21 protein-coding genes and 1 tRNA gene are annotated in these 17,632 nt (G+C 54.4%); all 22 read right to left on the reverse strand.

Features of this window, described 5'->3' with window-relative positions; genetic code table 11:
• Window positions 1–8 precede the first annotated feature (8 nt).
• Entirely contained in the window at window positions 9–362 is a 354-nt protein-coding gene (locus CIP100161_RS06335) for a hypothetical protein (protein ID WP_232053110.1), read from the reverse strand.
• 11 nt (window positions 363–373) lie between these two features.
• Window positions 374–664 carry a hypothetical protein gene (locus CIP100161_RS06340; RefSeq protein ID WP_155872882.1) on the reverse strand — a complete coding sequence of 97 codons (291 nt, stop codon included), beginning with the start codon at window positions 662–664 and terminating at the stop codon, window positions 374–376.
• A 93-nt stretch (window positions 665–757) separates the two neighbouring features.
• Complete coding sequence (locus CIP100161_RS06345) at window positions 758–1,672, reverse strand: hypothetical protein (RefSeq protein ID WP_155872884.1); 915 nt, start codon at window positions 1,670–1,672, stop codon at window positions 758–760.
• 2 nt (window positions 1,673–1,674) lie between these two features.
• Window positions 1,675–2,061 (reverse strand): hypothetical protein, encoded by a 387-nt coding sequence (locus tag CIP100161_RS06350; protein WP_155872886.1) that lies wholly within the window; start codon window positions 2,059–2,061, stop codon window positions 1,675–1,677.
• Window positions 2,058–2,336: a hypothetical protein gene (locus tag CIP100161_RS06355; protein WP_155872888.1), complete on the reverse strand. Its 279-nt coding sequence runs from the start codon at window positions 2,334–2,336 to the stop codon at window positions 2,058–2,060. Before CIP100161_RS06355 ends, CIP100161_RS06350 begins: the two co-directional genes overlap by 4 nt.
• Window positions 2,333–2,659: a hypothetical protein gene (locus tag CIP100161_RS06360; RefSeq protein ID WP_232053111.1), complete on the reverse strand. Its 327-nt coding sequence runs from the start codon at window positions 2,657–2,659 to the stop codon at window positions 2,333–2,335. The genes CIP100161_RS06355 and CIP100161_RS06360 overlap by 4 nt, the downstream gene beginning before the upstream one ends.
• Entirely contained in the window at window positions 2,647–3,090 is a 444-nt protein-coding gene (locus CIP100161_RS06365; protein ID WP_232053113.1) for a Gp19/Gp15/Gp42 family protein, read from the reverse strand. The genes CIP100161_RS06360 and CIP100161_RS06365 overlap by 13 nt, the downstream gene beginning before the upstream one ends.
• Before the next feature lie 11 nt (window positions 3,091–3,101).
• Window positions 3,102–3,425 carry a hypothetical protein gene (locus CIP100161_RS06370; protein ID WP_155872890.1) on the reverse strand — a complete coding sequence of 108 codons (324 nt, stop codon included), beginning with the start codon at window positions 3,423–3,425 and terminating at the stop codon, window positions 3,102–3,104.
• A 15-nt stretch (window positions 3,426–3,440) separates the two neighbouring features.
• Entirely contained in the window at window positions 3,441–4,370 is a 930-nt protein-coding gene (locus CIP100161_RS06375; RefSeq protein WP_155872892.1) for a phage major capsid protein, read from the reverse strand.
• Window positions 4,371–4,400: 30 nt separating this feature from the next.
• Window positions 4,401–4,778 (reverse strand): hypothetical protein, encoded by a 378-nt coding sequence (locus tag CIP100161_RS06380; RefSeq protein WP_155872894.1) that lies wholly within the window; start codon window positions 4,776–4,778, stop codon window positions 4,401–4,403.
• Between the two features lie 15 nt (window positions 4,779–4,793).
• Window positions 4,794–6,182, reverse strand: a complete 1,389-nt coding sequence (locus tag CIP100161_RS06385) for a head maturation protease, ClpP-related (protein ID WP_166443154.1) — start codon at window positions 6,180–6,182, stop codon at window positions 4,794–4,796.
• Window positions 6,175–7,545: a phage portal protein family protein gene (locus tag CIP100161_RS06390; protein ID WP_174775774.1), complete on the reverse strand. Its 1,371-nt coding sequence runs from the start codon at window positions 7,543–7,545 to the stop codon at window positions 6,175–6,177. Before CIP100161_RS06390 ends, CIP100161_RS06385 begins: the two co-directional genes overlap by 8 nt.
• Window positions 7,546–7,557: 12 nt before the next feature.
• Window positions 7,558–9,096 carry a hypothetical protein gene (locus CIP100161_RS06395; RefSeq protein ID WP_232053114.1) on the reverse strand — a complete coding sequence of 513 codons (1,539 nt, stop codon included), beginning with the start codon at window positions 9,094–9,096 and terminating at the stop codon, window positions 7,558–7,560.
• Window positions 9,097–9,114: 18 nt separating this feature from the next.
• Window positions 9,115–9,417, reverse strand: a complete 303-nt coding sequence (locus CIP100161_RS06400) for a terminase (protein WP_155872899.1) — start codon at window positions 9,415–9,417, stop codon at window positions 9,115–9,117.
• Window positions 9,418–9,675: 258 nt separating this feature from the next.
• Window positions 9,676–10,404: an ATP-binding protein gene (locus tag CIP100161_RS06405; RefSeq protein WP_155872901.1), complete on the reverse strand. Its 729-nt coding sequence runs from the start codon at window positions 10,402–10,404 to the stop codon at window positions 9,676–9,678.
• A 23-nt stretch (window positions 10,405–10,427) separates the two neighbouring features.
• Window positions 10,428–10,500: transfer RNA gene (locus tag CIP100161_RS06410), tRNA-Trp, on the reverse strand.
• An 89-nt stretch (window positions 10,501–10,589) separates the two neighbouring features.
• Complete coding sequence (locus CIP100161_RS06415) at window positions 10,590–11,222, reverse strand: hypothetical protein (protein ID WP_232053115.1); 633 nt, start codon at window positions 11,220–11,222, stop codon at window positions 10,590–10,592.
• Window positions 11,219–12,574 carry an SNF2-related protein gene (locus CIP100161_RS06420; protein ID WP_155872903.1) on the reverse strand — a complete coding sequence of 452 codons (1,356 nt, stop codon included), beginning with the start codon at window positions 12,572–12,574 and terminating at the stop codon, window positions 11,219–11,221. Before CIP100161_RS06420 ends, CIP100161_RS06415 begins: the two co-directional genes overlap by 4 nt.
• Window positions 12,555–12,836, reverse strand: a complete 282-nt coding sequence (locus tag CIP100161_RS06425) for a VRR-NUC domain-containing protein (RefSeq protein ID WP_088246196.1) — start codon at window positions 12,834–12,836, stop codon at window positions 12,555–12,557. The genes CIP100161_RS06420 and CIP100161_RS06425 overlap by 20 nt, the downstream gene beginning before the upstream one ends.
• A gap of 45 nt (window positions 12,837–12,881) precedes the next feature.
• Window positions 12,882–13,064 (reverse strand): hypothetical protein, encoded by a 183-nt coding sequence (locus tag CIP100161_RS06430; RefSeq protein ID WP_155872905.1) that lies wholly within the window; start codon window positions 13,062–13,064, stop codon window positions 12,882–12,884.
• A 98-nt stretch (window positions 13,065–13,162) separates the two neighbouring features.
• A complete protein-coding gene (locus CIP100161_RS06435) occupies window positions 13,163–15,619 on the reverse strand; it encodes a VapE domain-containing protein (protein WP_155872907.1) in 2,457 nt (818 codons plus the stop codon).
• 18 nt (window positions 15,620–15,637) lie between these two features.
• Window positions 15,638–17,623: a DNA polymerase gene (locus tag CIP100161_RS06440; RefSeq protein ID WP_155872909.1), complete on the reverse strand. Its 1,986-nt coding sequence runs from the start codon at window positions 17,621–17,623 to the stop codon at window positions 15,638–15,640.
• Window positions 17,624–17,632: the final 9 nt, after the last annotated feature.

Raw genomic sequence — 17,632 nt, forward strand, 5'->3', positions numbered from 1 at the left:
TCTTATTGTTACTTCATGCCGAGCGTCTTTTTCCTTGCACGCTCAGCGGCCAAAATTTGTTGCTTTCTCGCCTCGAAATCCGCCCGCTTCTTCGCATCCTCACGCGCCGTTAACAACGGGTGAGGTTTCTCAGAAAACAGGTTGAAGACTGTCATTGTGATCAGCTCAAGCTTCGTGAACCGATCAGTGTCGTTCACGTCAGCCCAGAACCGCGACGAATCACGATCCAACCCATCAACCAACAACAACAGCCGCCGCAAAGTCAGACGCGAGGGGCCACCACCGGGAAGAAAAAAGTCCCGATAATCCCAGCCTCTATCCGCAAAATCCAACTCCACTAGATCCTCACGGGCACGGATCATGCGAAAAAGCCCTAGTCTTCCCCCAGCCCAGTCGCCTCGGTGTATGCGGGCATGATGACCTCCGTGAAGTCACGCACCGTCGCACCGGCGTTCGTGAGCTTCTGCATCTGCTGCGGGCCGAGGATTAGGGAGAATGCCTTCACGAACTTTTCCTCTTCCCATGCGATCGCGGTCGCCACTGGTGCATCGTCTAGGGATGCGGGTGCGGTGAGGGTGATTTTCTTGTCCTTGACCTCAACCTCGAAGGTGATGTTGTCGCCGGTTGCTTCGGCTTGTGCTGGGGTTTTCTTAGAGTTAGTCATGGCAGACCTTTCTATTTAGATGTGTGCAAAAGTTTGTGCAGACCTTGCGGTATGGCCCCACGCCGGTCTGCCATGAGCGTGGGGCCATGAGGATTAATCCTCAGGTTGGACAGAGAGTGTCGCGCCAACGAGCTTCGCGCCATCAGCGGTAACGGACTCAGCGCCCTTAACCTTGAGACCAGCGGTCAGGGAGCCGGTAACGGTCACACTAGGGGCGACCTTCTGCACAGCAGTCTGGACAGTAGAAGCCTCAGCACCATGCGGAATCTCCTCAGTCTTCTTGCTGTTCACCGTCAGGGTGAAAGTGCCGGAAGAAGCGGACTTATCAGCCTTAACCGTAAAAGTCTTCACCGCAGCAGCCGGAACCTCCTCATTATTAGCTTTTTCGGAGAAGCGCAGCAGATCAACCTTGCGCTGAGCCTTAGCAGAACCGCTAACCTTAATGCGGTCGAAAGCGTCCTTCATCTGACCAATCTTGAAATCGAACTCAATTTCCTTGCCCTCAGGGTCCTCGCCATAGCCAATATTCTGCATGGTGGCGATCGCAGGATAACGAGACGCGATAATTTCAAGATCACCCTTCTGATCGGTGACAACCATCGCCACATAAGGCAGGGCTACGGCAGCGCCGCCGAAAAGAATCTCAGCGCTCTTAACCCCCTCGAACTTCTTCTTGACCTCAGTAGTTTTATCTTCACGATCAGGCCACGCAATACGATCCACCGTGGCATTACGCTCAACCGCGGAGGCCTTAGCGGTCAGCTCACCAGGCTTAACCGTTGTGGAGACCACGCCGTAGCCCCAGCCCTTCTTCTTGGACTTCTCCACTGTCTTCTGAATATCAATCTTGGCACCATCGTCCAGAATACCGACGGTTTCCCACTGCTCATTGAAAGACCCATCAAACCCAATCAGAGGATTCTCGTGGAAAGACACCAGAACCTGACCATCAATCAGGGGGGAGACATTCTCAGGGGAGCGCTGAGATGCGCCTTTTTTTTCAGCCATTGTTAGGCCACCTTTCGATTCGTTGCGACATTAAACGCAGCCGACGCGACAAACCCACCAATACGGGAATCGGGGCGAACAATACGATTAGTCGCAGGCTTAATAGAAAAAGCCCACCCCGTTGAGGTGGGCTTAGTGAGATGCCCGTCAATCATGTTGAGCATCCGGTTAGCGGTCCGCAGGTCACCGCAATGCACTGTGATCCTCACAACCTCACGCGTCCATCCACGTGAGGAATAAGGAACACCATCGGAGACCACAACCACACGTGGGCCGTCGCGGGGAGTCCACTTAGGCGGAAGAGTGTCGGAGATAATGTCCACGGGGTCGAATGCGCGACGCAGACGACTAAGGACGAGCTCAGCAGCGTCTCTTTTCATCCACATCATTCATCACCACCATAGGGACGCACCGTCAACCCAGCGGCAGACGCGGCTTTCGTCAAATACCCGTGTTTTGCTTGCAGCAGCAGGCCGTGGGGTTCAGCAATGGTGACAAGCCCATACGGGCGACCATTATCGTTAACACCCGTTTCGGTGAGCACTTCAACATCTTCGTGGATCTCGCCGGCCACCTTCGCGGTCACCTCAGCGATCGTCGAAGCATGAGCGCGGCGCACAGCCTCCATGATCGCAGCATCATCAAACTTGATCTCCATGCTCATGCTTCACCCCGTTCCGCGATGATCTGCATGCGTGGGCGATGAGACGCAAGCACAGGGGTTCGCCCCGTCGACCAATCCCACGGAATGTGGATTACGCGGTAGGAAAGGCCACGGATCACAAGCTCATCACCCTCATTGATCGGGGTGCCAGCAGCCGCAAGCACCTGAACTTGCCGCGTGTTGCCACCGTTGATGCCGTCGCCTTGATCATCGAATGCTGTCGCCCCCATCGGAGAAACATCAGCGAAGAAAGTCTCCTCCACCGTACCCACGGGAAACCCGTTCACGAACACAGGGTCAGGGCGTCGAATCACCTTTTCCATTCATGCACCGTCCTTTCAGGCCAGCCCAAAGGCTCAGGGAAACGCCCACGTGGCAATCCACCAGACAATCCCAGCGCCGCTAAATGCTCAGGGGTGAGCTTCACGCCAGCCCACGACACTGAATTAACGTCAGCCCACGTCACAGAATCCGATTGCGGGCCAGTAGTAGACGTTGCGGAGCGCTGCCCGACGTTCCCGCCAATGATGACCGCAGCGGACACCATCTCAAGAACCACACGCCTAGCAGCTGATTGCAGCCACTCAAACGTGGCATACTCTTGCGAGAAGCTGCGCCCACGCCTACCGAACGCTTCAACGATCAACGCCTCAGCATCCTCAATGAGCACACCTAAGCGTTTTTGCCCATTGTGATCAGGTTCGATTGCGAGGCGCTTCATCACATCCAAAGGCTCAACATTGATAATGCTCACGCCTCACACTCCTAACTCACAGCGTTAACAGCTGCGATAATCTCAGGCTTCTTCAAACCCTTAACATCGATACCCAGCCCCGTCGCAAATACACGCCAAGCGTCGATACCAGCGGACTTTAACGGCTTCTTCACCGGAGTCTCAGACACGGGTTCTTCCACAGGATCAGGCTCAGGAACCACCACCGGTTCAGGCTCAACCTCAGAGGATTCACCGGCGATCACATCACGCCGGCGCATAACCTCAAGATCCTCACCCGCAACATCGACGACAGTCCCCGCAAGCCGCAAACCCATGCTGGGAATATCGAAAGCGCATTTCAAAACGACCTGCATAATCCGCCACCCTTTTTAGCTAGTGAGACCAGTGATCTTCACAACAGACTTCGGTGCATCAACAGCGAAGCCACGGCGGTGGACATAATCGGAGCGCCAAGACATGTTCGCGCCACCACGGGAAGAATTACCGCGCTCCTCGTAGAAGTCGGACATCCACTCAGCTTCACGCTGAGCCATGAAACCAGCACGACCCTGCACACCGAGATACGCGGTATTCTTCGGCACGAAGTGAGACGCAGCAACCTGCACGCCACCGAACAGCAGGTTTTCGTTCGCAACACCACTAAACAATGGGTTCGCATGCGCCATGTCACCAACATACTTGGACTGGACCTTCTCGTTACGCTTGAGAAGATTCAGGGTCATTGGGTGGATCAGCAGGACGTTCGGCGCGTAGTCGTAGTAGTGACCGTTGCCGTCCTCAGCGCCGAGAATCATCGCCTCAGCGTTGAAGAAATCTGCAGACGGATCAGAACCAGGTGCATCCCACTTTTCCTTCGCCTTATAGGTCTGCAAGTTAGCAGCATCAAAAGCAGCCAGAGCACCACGGGCCTTAGCGCGCAGCACCGTGTTACGACGCGCAGTCAACTCACGCACAACTGCATCAGTGTCGTTGTCGTTCTTCTGCTCCCACGACACACGCAGTGCGATACCGAACTTATCAAGGCGCAGAACCTTCTCATCACTCACGTGAGGATCAGAAACGGGAATCTCGCCAAATTCGGCGACACGCTGCACATCATCCTCAAGATAATCAGGTGCAAGCTCGCGGTACCCCACCAGATTAGATGGGGAGTTTACATCGCGGAAAAACAAGCGATAGAACTCATCGCCGTTAGTGGACTCCAGCAGCTGATCGGGGAGGAAATGCGGGTTAGCCAGCATTTCGTCAACGGTCAGGCCGGAAAGCTTATCAAAAGCAGAGGTTACAAGCTCAGCCATAATTTTATTCTCCTATCAAGAGGGAGTGAGCTAGGCGCTCACTGGAAGCAGATTCAGAATGGTCAGGACCTTGCCACCGGCACCGTCAGCGGCAGCAACACCAACCTTGACGGTGCCAGTCTTAGCGACCTTTCCGCCAACAGCGGCATACACAGCATCCCCGGCCTTAATGTCCTCAGCTTTGCCGGTAGCGGTCAGCTTCACGGCAGCAGGGCCATAATGAATCGCAATCGCATTAGGCTTCGCAGTGTTCACAGGATCAGCCTTTTCGGTGACAGCACCGAAAACCGCGCCAGTCGCACTAGCGGGCACAGCCTTACCGCCGTCGATCTTCACTAGGGTGGAAGGCTCAAGCTTCTGACCAGCTTCAAAAGTGATCGGGCCAGAACGAAAAGTTGGATTAGACATAAAAAGTCCCCTTACTTATTTGTTGTTTCGGCGGATTTCCGCCAGCTCCAAAAGATCAGCAGAAGACGGAACACCCGTCTCCACCAACGACGGATCAACACCACTACCAAGCTCATTACGTGGGATAGAACCCTTCGGCAAAGAACCCCACGTCTCGCGGCACATGACCACATCACGGTCATAATCTGCGGCGACCTTAGCACGCTTAGCAGCAGCAAAGCGCCCCTCATTGATCCAACCCGTGATCTCATCATCACGATCACGAGCAGCGTTCTTAGCGATCACAGCAGCCTGATTCTCATAAGCGGCCATCAGCTCCTCATAGAACGCCAACGGCACTATCTTCATACCCTCAGCCTCAGCCACAGGATCAACAGGAACACCAGGGTCAGCCGCAGGTGTAGGCGCAGTATCTTCACCATCGTCAGCAGCCACAACCGTGACCTTCACCGTGGTCTCCGCACCATCAGGGAACGTCAGCACCACATCAGTGGAATCACCAACCTTCACCCCATCACCAGCGCGAACGGTGACCTTCCCCTCGGCGCTCACCTCAGAGGTGAACCCCTCGCCCACAGTGGCCTCCACGGTCACACCATCAGGCAGATCAGACTCCGGCGCAATCTCAACGTTGCCGGTTGGGATCACAGTCACCTCATCTGGATAGGTCAACACCATCGGGGCAGTGACCTCAACCTCAGAATTAAAAAAGGCGGACAACCTGTTCTTAAAGTCATCCACCTCAACACCAAACGTGTTCGCAAGCTCTTCAAGGGCGCTCACAGTCCCCTCCTTTCCTCCCCCATCGGGGATATCGTTATTAACCACCATCGGGGGTGGGGCAACCGCACGCCCCGAATACCGGTTACGCACCCGAGACTTCGCAAGCACGGGGGCGCGCACCGACGCGGACACACGCGCATCCTCAACCGCATCAACCAAACCAGCAGCCAAAGCCTCATCAGCCGAATACCACGTCTCAGCAGACATAATCTCCAGCCACTGATCCGGATCCCCTCCAGCTTTTTCGGCATAAATCGCGGCGATCTTCGCATCCTGCCGATCCAAATCAGGCAGACCCGCACGCAACTCATCCGCATTACCGACCTGCATCGTCCACGCCTTGTGGATCATCAGCTCCGCATTCGGGCGGATCACAACACGATCGCCACCGCCGATAGCGATGAACGATGCAGCCGACGCAGCAATCGAATCAATCACCACCAGCACCTCACCCGCATATGAGCGCAGGGCGTTCATGATTGCGATGCCCTCATAAACATCACCGCCGTTGGAGCTGACGCGCACCGTCACCGGCCCGCCGTCGCACTGCTCCAAACTAGCGACAACATTCTTAGCTACAACCTCATAGCCAATGTCGCCATAAATTAAAATCTCATTCACGAATATCCCTCCCAGCTTTCCGCGCATTCCACGCACTCAAAAACGCATTCGCAGCAGTCACAGCCTCAGGCGACCCCACCGGCATCTGAGACTCAGGGGAAGACGTCAACGACACCCCAAGCTCCTGCTCCAACTCCTGTCGTTTCTTCTTCCCGAGCAATGCCTCTTCCAGATCCTGCTTAGCTGGCACGTTGAACGTGCGCCGGAAATGATTCTCGGTAGGGCCATCCATGATGATCGTCTTAGACCGGACCGCATCATTCCAATCAGTCGCAGACAATTCCTTCTTCGCAGAAATCGGATCAACCACAATCCGAGGCATAGGCCCCTCATGGTCAGGGAATGCGAACTTCACCAGATCCTCGACGATGTGTTGCGTTGCTACATCGGCGATCCACTCAGCGGTGGTCTGCAAATTCTGGATGAAAAAATCGCTCTGAGTGTCAGCAAGCGCATACGAGCCGCTCTTGCCCTCAAGGTTCAGGAAGTGCGCCAACGATGCTTTCACGATCATTGCATCGTGATAGGTGATCGCCTCACGTGGTGACATGATCTGCCCAGACATGCCCAAAAGGGTGAGCTTCGCGCCAGCGGGAATCGACGCACCAGCACGCTCACCCACCCGCAACTGCTCAGCGATCAACTGGCCACTGGCCAAGTCCTCTTCTTGGTTCTCTGCAACATCGGAGCCGGTATAAACAGGGATGCCCATGCCGTTGCGGTCAAGCGCGTTAACTTCATTCTTAATAAGTCTGTCACGCAAAACCCAGTGCTTATATGCGGGGCGCAGAATCGAATTACCCAACCACTGGCCGCCGAAATCATCATAGGCGTAGGCGACAAGCTGGCTAACTGGAATCTCAACGCGTTTCCCGCCAGCTAATTGGGTGATGGACTCCAGCCCGCCATCGTCAGCGACCTTGATCTGGTTAATTGTCCCAGGCCAGCGTGGGGCAAGCTTATGCAAATGCTCACGCCCATCATTACCTGGTCGATACACCTGCTCAAAGAACATGTGCCCAAACTGCAACGACCGCAGAACCTGCGCGAGGTGAATATCCCACGACACACGCCCACCAGCAGCCCCCATAGGGGCATGCAGATCCTCACCAAGTACCCGCATACGAAGATCACCAGCAACATGCGCAGTCACTATTTCATCGGCACCGTTAGGATCGACCCACCAATTCGCACGACGAATAGGAAGCATCACAGCCTTAATCAGAGACTGAACCTGCGCGTCCTCACGACCCATTTTGGCATACACACGCGCCGAATTCGGAAAACGCAAATCCGGATTATCCTCATTCAACGCCCTGTTCCCCACAGCACGGGCATGCCCAACCTCACGAAGCTCACTCATTTAGCACACCTCCTAAAACATCATCTCAGGGGCCTTGACAGCCCGAATCGCACGAGCCTTAGCCACGTTCTTCTTCACGATCTTCACCTCATCAGCCACCGCGACAGGGGTAGCGAACTCAACCAAACCCCACACCGCAAGCGACGCAGCAACAAGGCACGTCACGTCACCGGAATAACGGTCAAGGCTCCTAAACCTGCCGTTCTTCGACCGCTCCCCCGCAACCCGCAACGCCTCAACCCACCGATCATCCCCATCATGACGAATCTTCTTCTCGCGAATCATGGTTAAGAACAGCTCATAGGCTTGGGAGACTTTCCCACCGGTCACAACCTCAGGCTCCATGCCACGTTTTCGCAGTACATCAACCAACGTCGAACACGGCCCAGACGGATCAAGAGGGATCGCCACAGGATCATGCGCCTCAGCATTACGCAACGTGCTATCCGCAATAACATCACGGTCAAAATCCTGCCCAGGGGACAACGCCAAATATGTGAAGCCGTCGCATTGCAAACCCATCACCATTGATGCCGCTGCACCATCAGGGGTCACATCAACCGACAAGCACGTTTCCGAATATGAGGGCAGTGGGGATTGAAGTTTCCGCCACTCCTCATAGTCAATGATCGGCACGAACTCATCAACAGCCGTACCATCACGCGGCACCCAATTACCAAAACCCAAGGACTCGACCACATACGACTTGAACAGCACCTCTGAGTTCTTCGCAGCCCGAGCATCAGCCTGCAAATCCAACAACGACGCACCAAACCCACCCGTCACCAGCGAAGGGTTCGACATAATCATCGCTTCATCACTAAAAGGATCAACCTCATCAGGATCAGCAGACCACTCACGAAAAAGCACACCCTCAGCATGATCAATGCCAGCCCACCGGCGGGCAGAAAACACACGCCCATGAAAATGCGCCTCCTGATCCACAGGAGACGAAATATAAACCGTGTGCGCATTCTCCTTAGCGCGAGTAGTTTTTGAAATCGCCGAACTGATCTGATCCGGAAGATTAAAACACTCATCGAACACAAGCAGATCGATCGACAAGCCACGACCGGTTTTCTCCGTGCGGGTACGAAACTTAATCTCCGCACCGTTCGGAAATTTGATCCCCTCTTTCCCGTTGGTTTTCACGATCCACGGGGTGCCATCGTGCTCGCCCTCCCACCAAAACATGAGATCATCATTATTTTCGATGAAGTCCCACAGTCGGTCACGGGCATCAACAGCGGTATCAAGGAAGTGAGCCGTGTGAAGAATGCTTTTTTCACCGAAAAGGAACACACCAGCAAGCTCACGAGCCACAAGCACCTCACCCTTACCATTCTGACGAGGAACGATCACCACGGACTCACGATAAGACCACAGCCCATCCTCACGGGTTCGGCACATATCCCGCAGCAGATCCTCCTGCCATGGGAACAACGTCATTCCACACCAGCGAGCAAACTCCACAGCCTTATCACCGCGAGCAGTATCACCTTCAACAGGTGAAGCGAGACGTGGGGTTTGGCAACCAATCAGACGATCCATGACCAACCCCCTCACCAATCACACAACCTTAAACTCAGGCCGTTTACGTTCCCGCTTCTGCTTCCGCTCACCAAACAAATCAGGGCGATCCTTAACCCAGCCGCGAATCTCAGCAGAACACCGCTTCTCAATCACCAACGCCGGATGCTCAACAGGAAACCCCCTGCCGTCATCAATGAACAGCCCCTCACGCTCAACCGCGTCACGGGCATCACGCACCTTCACCGTCAAACCCGCCACAGCCATGACAGCCTCACGATCAAACGCATTCAAATCACGCCCACCACACAAGCGCTCAAACTCATCATCAATCCGAGACACAACACCACCTCCACGTGGGCATGAAAAAGCCCCTCACCACAACACCGTGGGAGGGGAAATAAAGCTACAACTTTCGCAGTGGCCTTTCCATCGATAATAGCAGGTCAAACCACATTTTACAAGCTGGAACGCACCCAAAAAGCCCTCCCATTTGCAACAATTGTTCAATAAGGGGAGAGAGAAGGAATGACTCAAGGACCAAGCAGGGTGAGTCAAATGGGGGTACCCTCTAAGATTTTCGGGGGGGGGTGGGGGTGCCTATGCCCACTGGAAGCCTGTGTCCGGCGCTGTGCTGCCTTGTGTGTGTCCGTTGAGCTCATTGCGTACCTTTACCCCTAGCTGACGGTTGCAGCGCCTGTGCAATAGGCGTGTGGCATGGTTGGTGCGCTTCTGTGCTTGCGTCCCCATGCGGGCTTGTTCTTTACCTTCGGGGTGGTCGGCTTCTAGTGGTGCGTGATCGAAGTTTCTTTGAGGGTCTTTGTACATTGGTTTGCCGCAGTGTTCGCATGGTGTTCCGTCGATGTGTTGGGCTAGGAGCCTGCGCCGGTTTTTTTGGTGCGTTGCCCCATAGCCACGTCTGGTGGTGTTCGCTTTTTCGGTTGCTTCATACCAGTCTGCTGCGATCTTCAGAACATATGGTGGGCGTTGTTGTTTGCAGCGTTGCATCACTGTTTGTTTACCTGGGTCGATCACGTGGATTTCCGCCCCGCGTTGACGGTAGGTGCTAAGCACTGTCTTGCTTGGTTTGGTGTGGATGATCCAGATCGTTGCCTCAGGGTTAGTGAGGGCGTGATCTATGGCGGCTTGCCTCATGAGTTTCGTTGCTGCGACCACTTGCCGCGTGTGCTCATGATTACTAGCCGGCTTGCCCGCAATGGTGTTGGCTATCGCATCGAAGTCAATGACAATATCCCCATCGGTACGGTGAGCATCAACGAATGTTGTTTTACCTGCAGCTGGCGGGCCAGTGACAATATGCAATCCCATTTGGCTCACCTCCCCCGTCTTTGCGTACCATGCACGATTCGAACGTGCATCTTACGGCTTTGGAGACCGTTGCTCTACCAGTTGACCTAAGGACACTGAATATGAGTAAACCCCCATCACCTTGTGTGGTGTGGGGGTTCGTATTTTTCGAGCGCATAGCAGCGTCGTCGCGTCGATTATACGTCTTATTCTGTCAGCTGTCTAGTCTCCAGATAGTTAACAACCTCGGACAACAGATATGTTGCCCTCGCTGCCCGCTTCCTCGTCCTGATATGCCCACGGTAAGCCCACGTGTACAGATCCTCCACCACATACCTGTGGCCTAGTTGGTTCAACTGGTCAATAATCACGGTCCCAAGCTGCCAAGGCTCGTCGCGACCGATGATCTCGCTGAGCTCGACTGGGTTAATGAGCCGGTCAATGCGCCGAATGTGAACACGCATGAGGTCGTGGAGGTCGTCTGCCCAGTCGAGTCTTGTGCACTCGTCGGCGTGCCAGCGCAGCCACGCAGCCATGCGCGGGCCGTGCTTGTGCATAATGACTGTGGGTTGGATTTCTTCGATGGCGTTGCACACCATCTCGTATAGCTCGGTGCAGAGGTCGTGGTCGAGGTCAACGGCTGCGGTGTTTCCGGGCGGTTTGGGGCCAAAGGCGCCCCCACTGTTTTTTATTTCCGGTGAGGGCGTTGCTGTGGTTTTCGCTTGATCGAGTCTGGCGTATCTGTAGAAGAGGTCAGTGGCTGTTTGTCTGAATTGGAATTCGTCGGTCAAGTCTGCCTTCTTTGATGTTGGTGCGCCTGGATTAATCGGTCGGCTCATTGTGTGTCCTTTCCTAGTTGCGCTTTGACTGCGTTGATGAGTGCGGATTGTGTGGTGTCTTTCCGCTCCAGTGCTGCCATGACGTCGTCGTCGATGGTGTTTACTGTGTTGATGTGGATGATGCTGACAGGTTCGGTTTGCCCTTGGCGGAAGAGGCGGGCGTTGGTTTGCTCGTAGAGTTCGAGTGACCATGGTGTTGTTAGCCAGACCATGATGTGTCCTCCTGTTTGGAGGTTGAGGCCATGCCCGGCGCTTGCTGGGTGGATGAACCCTATGGGGATGTTGCCGGCGCACCAGTCTGACATGTCCTTGCTGCTGGATAGTTCTCTTCCGGTTGGGAATCGTTCTTTTAGCCGGTCTAGTTCGTGTTTGAACCAGTAAGCGACGAGCACGGTGTTTCCTGCGGCTTGTTCGATGATGTCGGCTAGTGCGTCGAGTTTTTGTTCGTGGACGGTATTAACACCGTTTTCGGTGTATATCGCTCCGGAAGATAGCTGTTGGAGTTTGTTGGATAGTGTTCCTGCTGTGCCCGCGTCGATGATGTCTTTTTCGATGGTGGTGATCATGTCGTCGCGGAGTTGGTTGTATATTTTTTGTTCTTTTTGGTTGAGGTGGACGTGTTCGGTGGTGATCGTGAGTGGTGGTAGTTCAAGGTAGTCCTGTGTTCGCATGGAGACGGTGATGTCTTTGATGAGGTTGTAGATTTGTTCTTCTGCTCCGGGGCGGATTTTGTAGGAGTAGATTTGTGCTCCGTTTCGTTTGTCTGGGAGGAAGTACCGGTTGCGGTAGTGGGTGAGGTATTTTCCGAGTCGTTTGCCTTCGTCGATGAGGCGGAATGGGGCCCAGATGTCTTCGAGGCTGTTGGGGGCGGGGGTTCCGGTGAGGCCGATGATGCGGTGGATTTGTGGGAGTTTTGTTTTGAGTGCTTTGAAGCGTTTTGATTTGTGGTTTTTGAAGCTGGATAGTTCGTCGATGACGACTGTGTCGAATGGCCATGTGTTGCCGAGTTCGTTGACGAGCCAGGGGATGTTTTCTCTGTTGATGATGTAGATGTCTGCGTCTGTGTTGAGTGCGTTTCGTCTGGTGGTGGTGTTGCCGACGATGATGCTGATTCGGAGGTTTTTGAGGTGGTCCCATTTTTGTTGTTCGTTGGACCATGTGTCTCTGGCTACTCGTAGTGGGGCGATGATGAGTGCTTTTGTGGTTGCGTATCGGTCGGTGATGAGGTTGTTGAGGGCTGTGAGGGTGATGATGGTTTTTCCCATGCCCATGCCAAGAAAGATTGCTGCTTGTGTGTGGGTTTCGATGAAGTTGGTGGCGAATTGTTGGTAGTTATGTGGTTTGTATTTCATGGATGGCGTTTCGGATTTGGTTTGGGTGGTTGATGTAGGTTGCGTGGAAGCCGAGTTGTTGGAGTTGGTTGATTCGGTGTTGTTGTAGGGGGCGTGGTTTTTTGTTGGGTGCTTTGAGCTCGATGAATCCTATGTGGCCTTTCGGTAGGAGGATGAGTCGGTCTGGTATTCCTGCGGTTCCTGGTGTTGTGAGTTTTAGTGCTATTCCTCCGAGGTTTTTGACGTGTTGTGTGAGTTGTTGTTCGATGTGTTTTTCGTCCATTGGTGGTGTCTTTCTTGTGGGTGTGTTTTGGCAACAAGGCAACAACTAATGTGCAAGTTCTATTAGATGGTCTGATTTAAGGCTTTTAAGGGCTGTATGGTTGTTGTTGCCCTTAAACCCTTTATTTTTCTTTTCTTGTTGATTAGTTGTTGCCTTGTTGCCTTTAGTTGTTAAAAGGCGGTTTTTACTGGGGTTTTCTTGGCAACAAGTGGTGGCAACAACTGGCAACAACGGCAACAACCTTTATTCGCTGATTTTGTGACTTGCGTCATTAGCAATTAGTGGCCGCCCGTTATTCCGGAGGTTGTTGCCAGTAGTTGTTGCCGCTAAAACGAAGGCTGCTCACCGACATCGAACTCATACAGTCGCTGCTTCCCGTATGGCGGTACTTTGCGGACAATGCGTGTCTTTGTCCACATCGGCATCTTCTGCATAATCGACGCAATTGCGTATGAATCCGCCGGTTTCATATCTGCTGGATCACGACCAAAGCACTCAGCCCAAATCTCAGCATTCGACACAAATTTGCGTTTCGCCCCGCCGGAATGAGAAGCAAACTCAGCGAAGTCACCATCTGCTCCGGACAGATACGCGCGACGCTCCCTCACGCTCATCGACGCCCACCCATCCGGCAGTGGAGTGTCCAAGTACTCCTCCACCAGCCCGGCGCGCTCATCCGACTCGATAGCGGCGTCCTGTTCTTGGCGGGCCTCCTCAGCAACAGCACCTGTTAAATGCAGTTGCTCACCGGACTTGAACCTGAACAGGGCCTCGGCCCAAATCTGGTCCACTGTTTGTTGGTCTAGCTCCCATGATTTCTTTGCTGATACGCCGGTGATCTTCGCGGGCCAGAATCGGCGGCCTCCGGTGTTGTCTCGTAGGAAGCCGTTTTCTGCGTTTGTGGATCCTACGATGATGCACTGCCGTGGGTGTGACTCCACGGTTCGGGCGTAGGCGGCGCGGAATTTGTCATCTGTCCTTGATAGGAATCCTTTAACGGTTTCGACGTCCATCTTCCGCATTCCGGCGAGCTCTCCGAGTTCGAGGATCCAGTAGCCTTGAAGCTTTTCCGCGCCGGTTTTGTCGCGCATGTCTGTCAATGACAGCGCGTCGGAGAACCATGCTCCTGCTAGTTTCGCGAACAAGGTGGACTTGCCTGTGCCTTGTGGCCCGTTGAGGATCAGAACAGTGTCGAATTTCGTGCCTGGGTGAAACACCCTAGCGACTGCTGCGGTGAACGTTTTTCGTGTAACCGCCTTGATGTATTCGGTGTTTTCTGCGCCGAGGTAGTCGATAAGCAGGGTGTCTAACCGTTGCTCGCCGTCCCATGCTGGCAGATCGTTGAGGTAGTTCCTGATCGGGTGGTAGCAGCGTGATGCTGCTGCGATCTGTAGCGCTTCAGCTGTTTTTGTCCCTGAGTACAGGCCGAAGGCTTTCTCGAGGTACAGCTTTAGCTGGGCTACGTCAGCGTCTGACCATCCTGTTTTTGTTTGCGTCCACGGTAGCTTCGCGTCGTTGTCTACGCAGATTGTCTCGGATAGCAGGTTGTATTTGATGGGTTGCAGCAGCGGGTCATGGGTGAGTATTTTGGTGAGATTTTCAAGAGTGTCGTCGTATTCTCCGGAGTTTTTTCTTGTGAGGTTTGCTGTGGTGCGCCAGCTTTCCTTCGGCTTCTGCGTCTCAGGTTCCTGGGTATCATTCTTGTTTCCTTGGCCTAGTAGGTCGCCGAAGTCTTCGGCGGCTTTCTGATCGGCTTCCCTGTCTAGTAGTGCTTTGACCTCGTGGTCTTCGCGTGCGAGGCCGAGCATTGCTTTGTATGAGGGGAGTTTGTGGGTTGGGGTTCCTTGTTTCGCTTCGTCGTCCCATGTTCCGAACTTGTGGAGTCTCACGAGGTCGAAGGCGTTGACGAGTTGACCACCTGCGGGGTCTGTTCCGTGGTGCGAGTATGAGAAACTGTCAGCACCGTAGATCACGACGCCGGATGTGGATTCACCGGGTGCGTATGTGTAGCGTCCTTGGGTGTTTGTTGGTGTGTAGGTGTCGTGGAGGAAAACTTCGATTGCTTTGCTGATCGGGTATGTTCTGCAGAACGCTCCGACGAGACCTGGTTTTGTAAGCGGGTCGGCTTGTTTGTCAGCGCGTGCTTTCAGGTGCTCTGTTTGGCGTGACGAAGTTGGCCATGTGGACATGTCGCGCCAGTCGTCGTAACGTGCGAGAACCTCGTCTGGGTTGATCCACGGCCCTGTGTTGGTTTTGTGCAGCGGCTCGACATCGACTGGGTGTGTTGGCCAGTACATGAGCCGGTGTGCTTCATAGGTTGTGTCGTCGAACGCGTCGATTCCGATGTCTGCTGCGAGTCTTCTGCACACAGCTGCGTATTCGTCTGCTGTGACGTCGCGTGTCAGCGGTGCGATGATGCGGAAGCGCGGCCGGTCTGCTGTGTGTGAGTGGGTGGAGTAGCAGACCCACTCGTAGGGCAGTGTGGTCGGTAGGTCGGTGAGTGTTTGATGTGTTGGTGTGTCCGCGTCGAGGGCGATCAGGCTGCGTGTGAGGATGTTGTTTTTGCGGCGTCTGCCGTTGGCTAGGTGGCCTCCGACGAACCCTCCGAAGTCTTTTTCGTCGTCGCGTTTTGTTTTCGGCAGCGCCTGGTATTCGGCTGCTGTTTTGGTTCCTGGTCGGCTGTTAGCTAGGCGTTGCTGGAGTGTTGGCCAGTCTGTGAGCTGGTTGTCCCAGAGCATGGCGAGTCGTGATCCTGCTGTGGAGATTTTCAGTTCTCTGTTCATGGCGGTGTCCTCCTTTCGTTAGTCTTTTTGGTAGAAGGGGCATTCGTAGCCGTCCGCTGTCAGCGGTATTCCGTCGGCCCATTCGGGTGCTTGTTCCATCAGCCGGCACACTGTGTCAACTGGTGTGTCTATGTCGGCTTCGATGACGGCTTCGTCGTGGATATGCATGACGATGGTGTGTCCTGCTTTTTCCAAGATTGTTAGGGAGTGCGCGAGGAGGTCACGGGCTACGGCTTGAGTGATGTTCTCGACGAGTTTCCCGCCGTAGGTTTCCAGTTGGGTGAATTTCCGGTTCATGCCCACCCCGTAGAACGTGATTGTCTCGTTGCCGAACCTGTTGGTTCCGATCCCTGCTTTCGGGTAGACCAGTGATCTTCCTGAGGGGAGGGTTACGAGTAGCATGCCTGCTTCGATGCGCATGGTGATATTGCGAACTTTTGTTGTTTCACCTGTGGTGATCGTGTATTTTGCCGCGTCGTCGATGGCGTACCAGTAGTCGACGATGTTCTGGTTTGCGTCTCGCCATTTGTTGACGATGATGCGCATTTCGTCTTCGCTAAGCCCCATGCGTTTTCCGCCCATCGCTTCGATGGCGTTAACTCCGCCTTGGTATCCGCAGGCGAGGACAGCGACTTTTCCTTTTTGTCGAAGTTCTGCGTTTTCCCCGTGTTTTTCCACGGGTACTCCGAACATTTGGGATGCTGTCGCGCAGTAGAGGTCTTTTCCGTCGATGAACGCTTGGATGGTGTTGTTTTGTCCGGCTAGCCATGCCAGGACGCGGGCTTCGATGGCGGAGTAATCGGCGACGATGAACTTTTTCCCCTCGTCGGGGATGAACGCGGTACGGATCAGCTGGCTGAGGGTATCTGGAACCGAGTCGAATAAAAGCTCGAGTAGGTTGTGGTGCTCGCCGCGTATGAGATCACGTGCCCCAGGCAGATCTTGGATATAGTTTCTGGGAAGGTTTTGAACCTGCACTAGCCTTCCCGCCCACCGTCCGGTCCGCCCCGCGCCATAGAACTGGAGAAGCCCATGGGCTCTGCTGCTTTCGGGGATAGCGCACTGTTGCATCGCTTGGTACTTTTTCACGGAGCTTCTCGACATGTCTTGTCGTAGCTCGAGGACGCGCCGGGTGGCTCCGGTGGCGGTTTCTAAGGCGGTTGAGACGTGCTCTTTTGCCATCGATTCGATGGGGCATCCATTCGCGTGCAACCAGTTTTGGAGTTGTGTTGGCGACCCTGGGTTTTCGAGACCGGTGAGTTCTCGTGCCTCGTCGAAGCAGTGCTCGCGGTACACGTCATCGACGGTGATTGCGTGAGCGGCTAGGTCAAGGTCGATGCGGATGCCGTTGTCGTTGATGCGTTGATCTGTGGCGTATTGGTCCCATACCCAGTCTGGGAGGGGGAACCGTTCGAGCTTCGTGCGCATTTCTTGTTCGGTTTCCACGTCGCGGCGGTTGTATTCGATGAAGTCTGCCCAGCGTTCTGGTGCTGACTGGGGTCGGTTTCGGTGGGTCATGCCTGTGGTGTCGAACAGGGCAGGGGCGGTGGCTTCTCTTGGACTCGTCGGGACGCAGAAGTGTTGGATGAGGTTTTTACCCTCGGAGATTTTTTGGGCTTTCAGGCTGAGGACTTTTGCCGCTTGATCGAGGGACATGGGTAACCCGATGGAAGCACACCACACCATGGTGCATCTCCATCCTCCTGGGTCGATAAATTCCCCTTCGGGGAGGCGGTTTTGCTGCCGCAGCCATCGGGATAGGCAGACGCGCTCAAATTGGGCGTTGAAAGCATATTTGGTGATTTTCGGGTCTGTTAGTGCTGCGATGATGTCGTCTGGGACGGTTTCGCCGGTGGCGGTGGATACCACAGTGACGGGGTTGTCGTCGATGGCGTAGGCAAAGAGGAGGACTTCGAAGTCGTCTGCTGCCGCGTATTTGTAGGCGCCTCCTTTAGCGATGTTGGCGGAGCTGAAGGTTTCGATGTCGATGGAGAGCGTTTTCATAATTTTCGT

Origin of the sequence: Corynebacterium rouxii, from assembly GCF_902702935.1 — a bacterium.
Taxonomy (GTDB): Bacteria; Actinomycetota; Actinomycetes; order Mycobacteriales; family Mycobacteriaceae; genus Corynebacterium; species Corynebacterium rouxii.

What these genes read in the sequence shown, in the direction of transcription:
- CIP100161_RS06395 (WP_232053114.1), bottom strand. Translation starts at nt 9,096, where the DNA reads ATGGATCGTCTGATTGGTTGCCAAACCCCACGTCTCGCTTCACCTGTT.
- CIP100161_RS06380 (WP_155872894.1), bottom strand. Translation starts at nt 4,778, where the DNA reads ATGTCTAATCCAACTTTTCGTTCTGGCCCGATCACTTTTGAAGCTGGT.
- CIP100161_RS06345 (WP_155872884.1), bottom strand. Translation starts at nt 1,672, where the DNA reads ATGGCTGAAAAAAAAGGCGCATCTCAGCGCTCCCCTGAGAATGTCTCC.
- CIP100161_RS06390 (WP_174775774.1), bottom strand. Translation starts at nt 7,545, where the DNA reads ATGAGTGAGCTTCGTGAGGTTGGGCATGCCCGTGCTGTGGGGAACAGG.
- CIP100161_RS06335 (WP_232053110.1), bottom strand. Translation starts at nt 362, where the DNA reads ATGATCCGTGCCCGTGAGGATCTAGTGGAGTTGGATTTTGCGGATAGA.
- CIP100161_RS06435 (WP_155872907.1), bottom strand. Translation starts at nt 15,619, where the DNA reads ATGAACAGAGAACTGAAAATCTCCACAGCAGGATCACGACTCGCCATG.
- CIP100161_RS06370 (WP_155872890.1), bottom strand. Translation starts at nt 3,425, where the DNA reads ATGCAGGTCGTTTTGAAATGCGCTTTCGATATTCCCAGCATGGGTTTG.
- CIP100161_RS06355 (WP_155872888.1), bottom strand. Translation starts at nt 2,336, where the DNA reads ATGAGCATGGAGATCAAGTTTGATGATGCTGCGATCATGGAGGCTGTG.
- CIP100161_RS06425 (WP_088246196.1), bottom strand. Translation starts at nt 12,836, where the DNA reads ATGGACGAAAAACACATCGAACAACAACTCACACAACACGTCAAAAAC.
- CIP100161_RS06405 (WP_155872901.1), bottom strand. Translation starts at nt 10,404, where the DNA reads ATGGGATTGCATATTGTCACTGGCCCGCCAGCTGCAGGTAAAACAACA.
- CIP100161_RS06420 (WP_155872903.1), bottom strand. Translation starts at nt 12,574, where the DNA reads ATGAAATACAAACCACATAACTACCAACAATTCGCCACCAACTTCATC.
- CIP100161_RS06350 (WP_155872886.1), bottom strand. Translation starts at nt 2,061, where the DNA reads ATGATGTGGATGAAAAGAGACGCTGCTGAGCTCGTCCTTAGTCGTCTG.
- CIP100161_RS06340 (WP_155872882.1), bottom strand. Translation starts at nt 664, where the DNA reads ATGACTAACTCTAAGAAAACCCCAGCACAAGCCGAAGCAACCGGCGAC.
- CIP100161_RS06375 (WP_155872892.1), bottom strand. Translation starts at nt 4,370, where the DNA reads ATGGCTGAGCTTGTAACCTCTGCTTTTGATAAGCTTTCCGGCCTGACC.
- CIP100161_RS06360 (WP_232053111.1), bottom strand. Translation starts at nt 2,659, where the DNA reads ATGGAAAAGGTGATTCGACGCCCTGACCCTGTGTTCGTGAACGGGTTT.
- CIP100161_RS06440 (WP_155872909.1), bottom strand. Translation starts at nt 17,623, where the DNA reads ATGAAAACGCTCTCCATCGACATCGAAACCTTCAGCTCCGCCAACATC.
- CIP100161_RS06415 (WP_232053115.1), bottom strand. Translation starts at nt 11,222, where the DNA reads ATGAGCCGACCGATTAATCCAGGCGCACCAACATCAAAGAAGGCAGAC.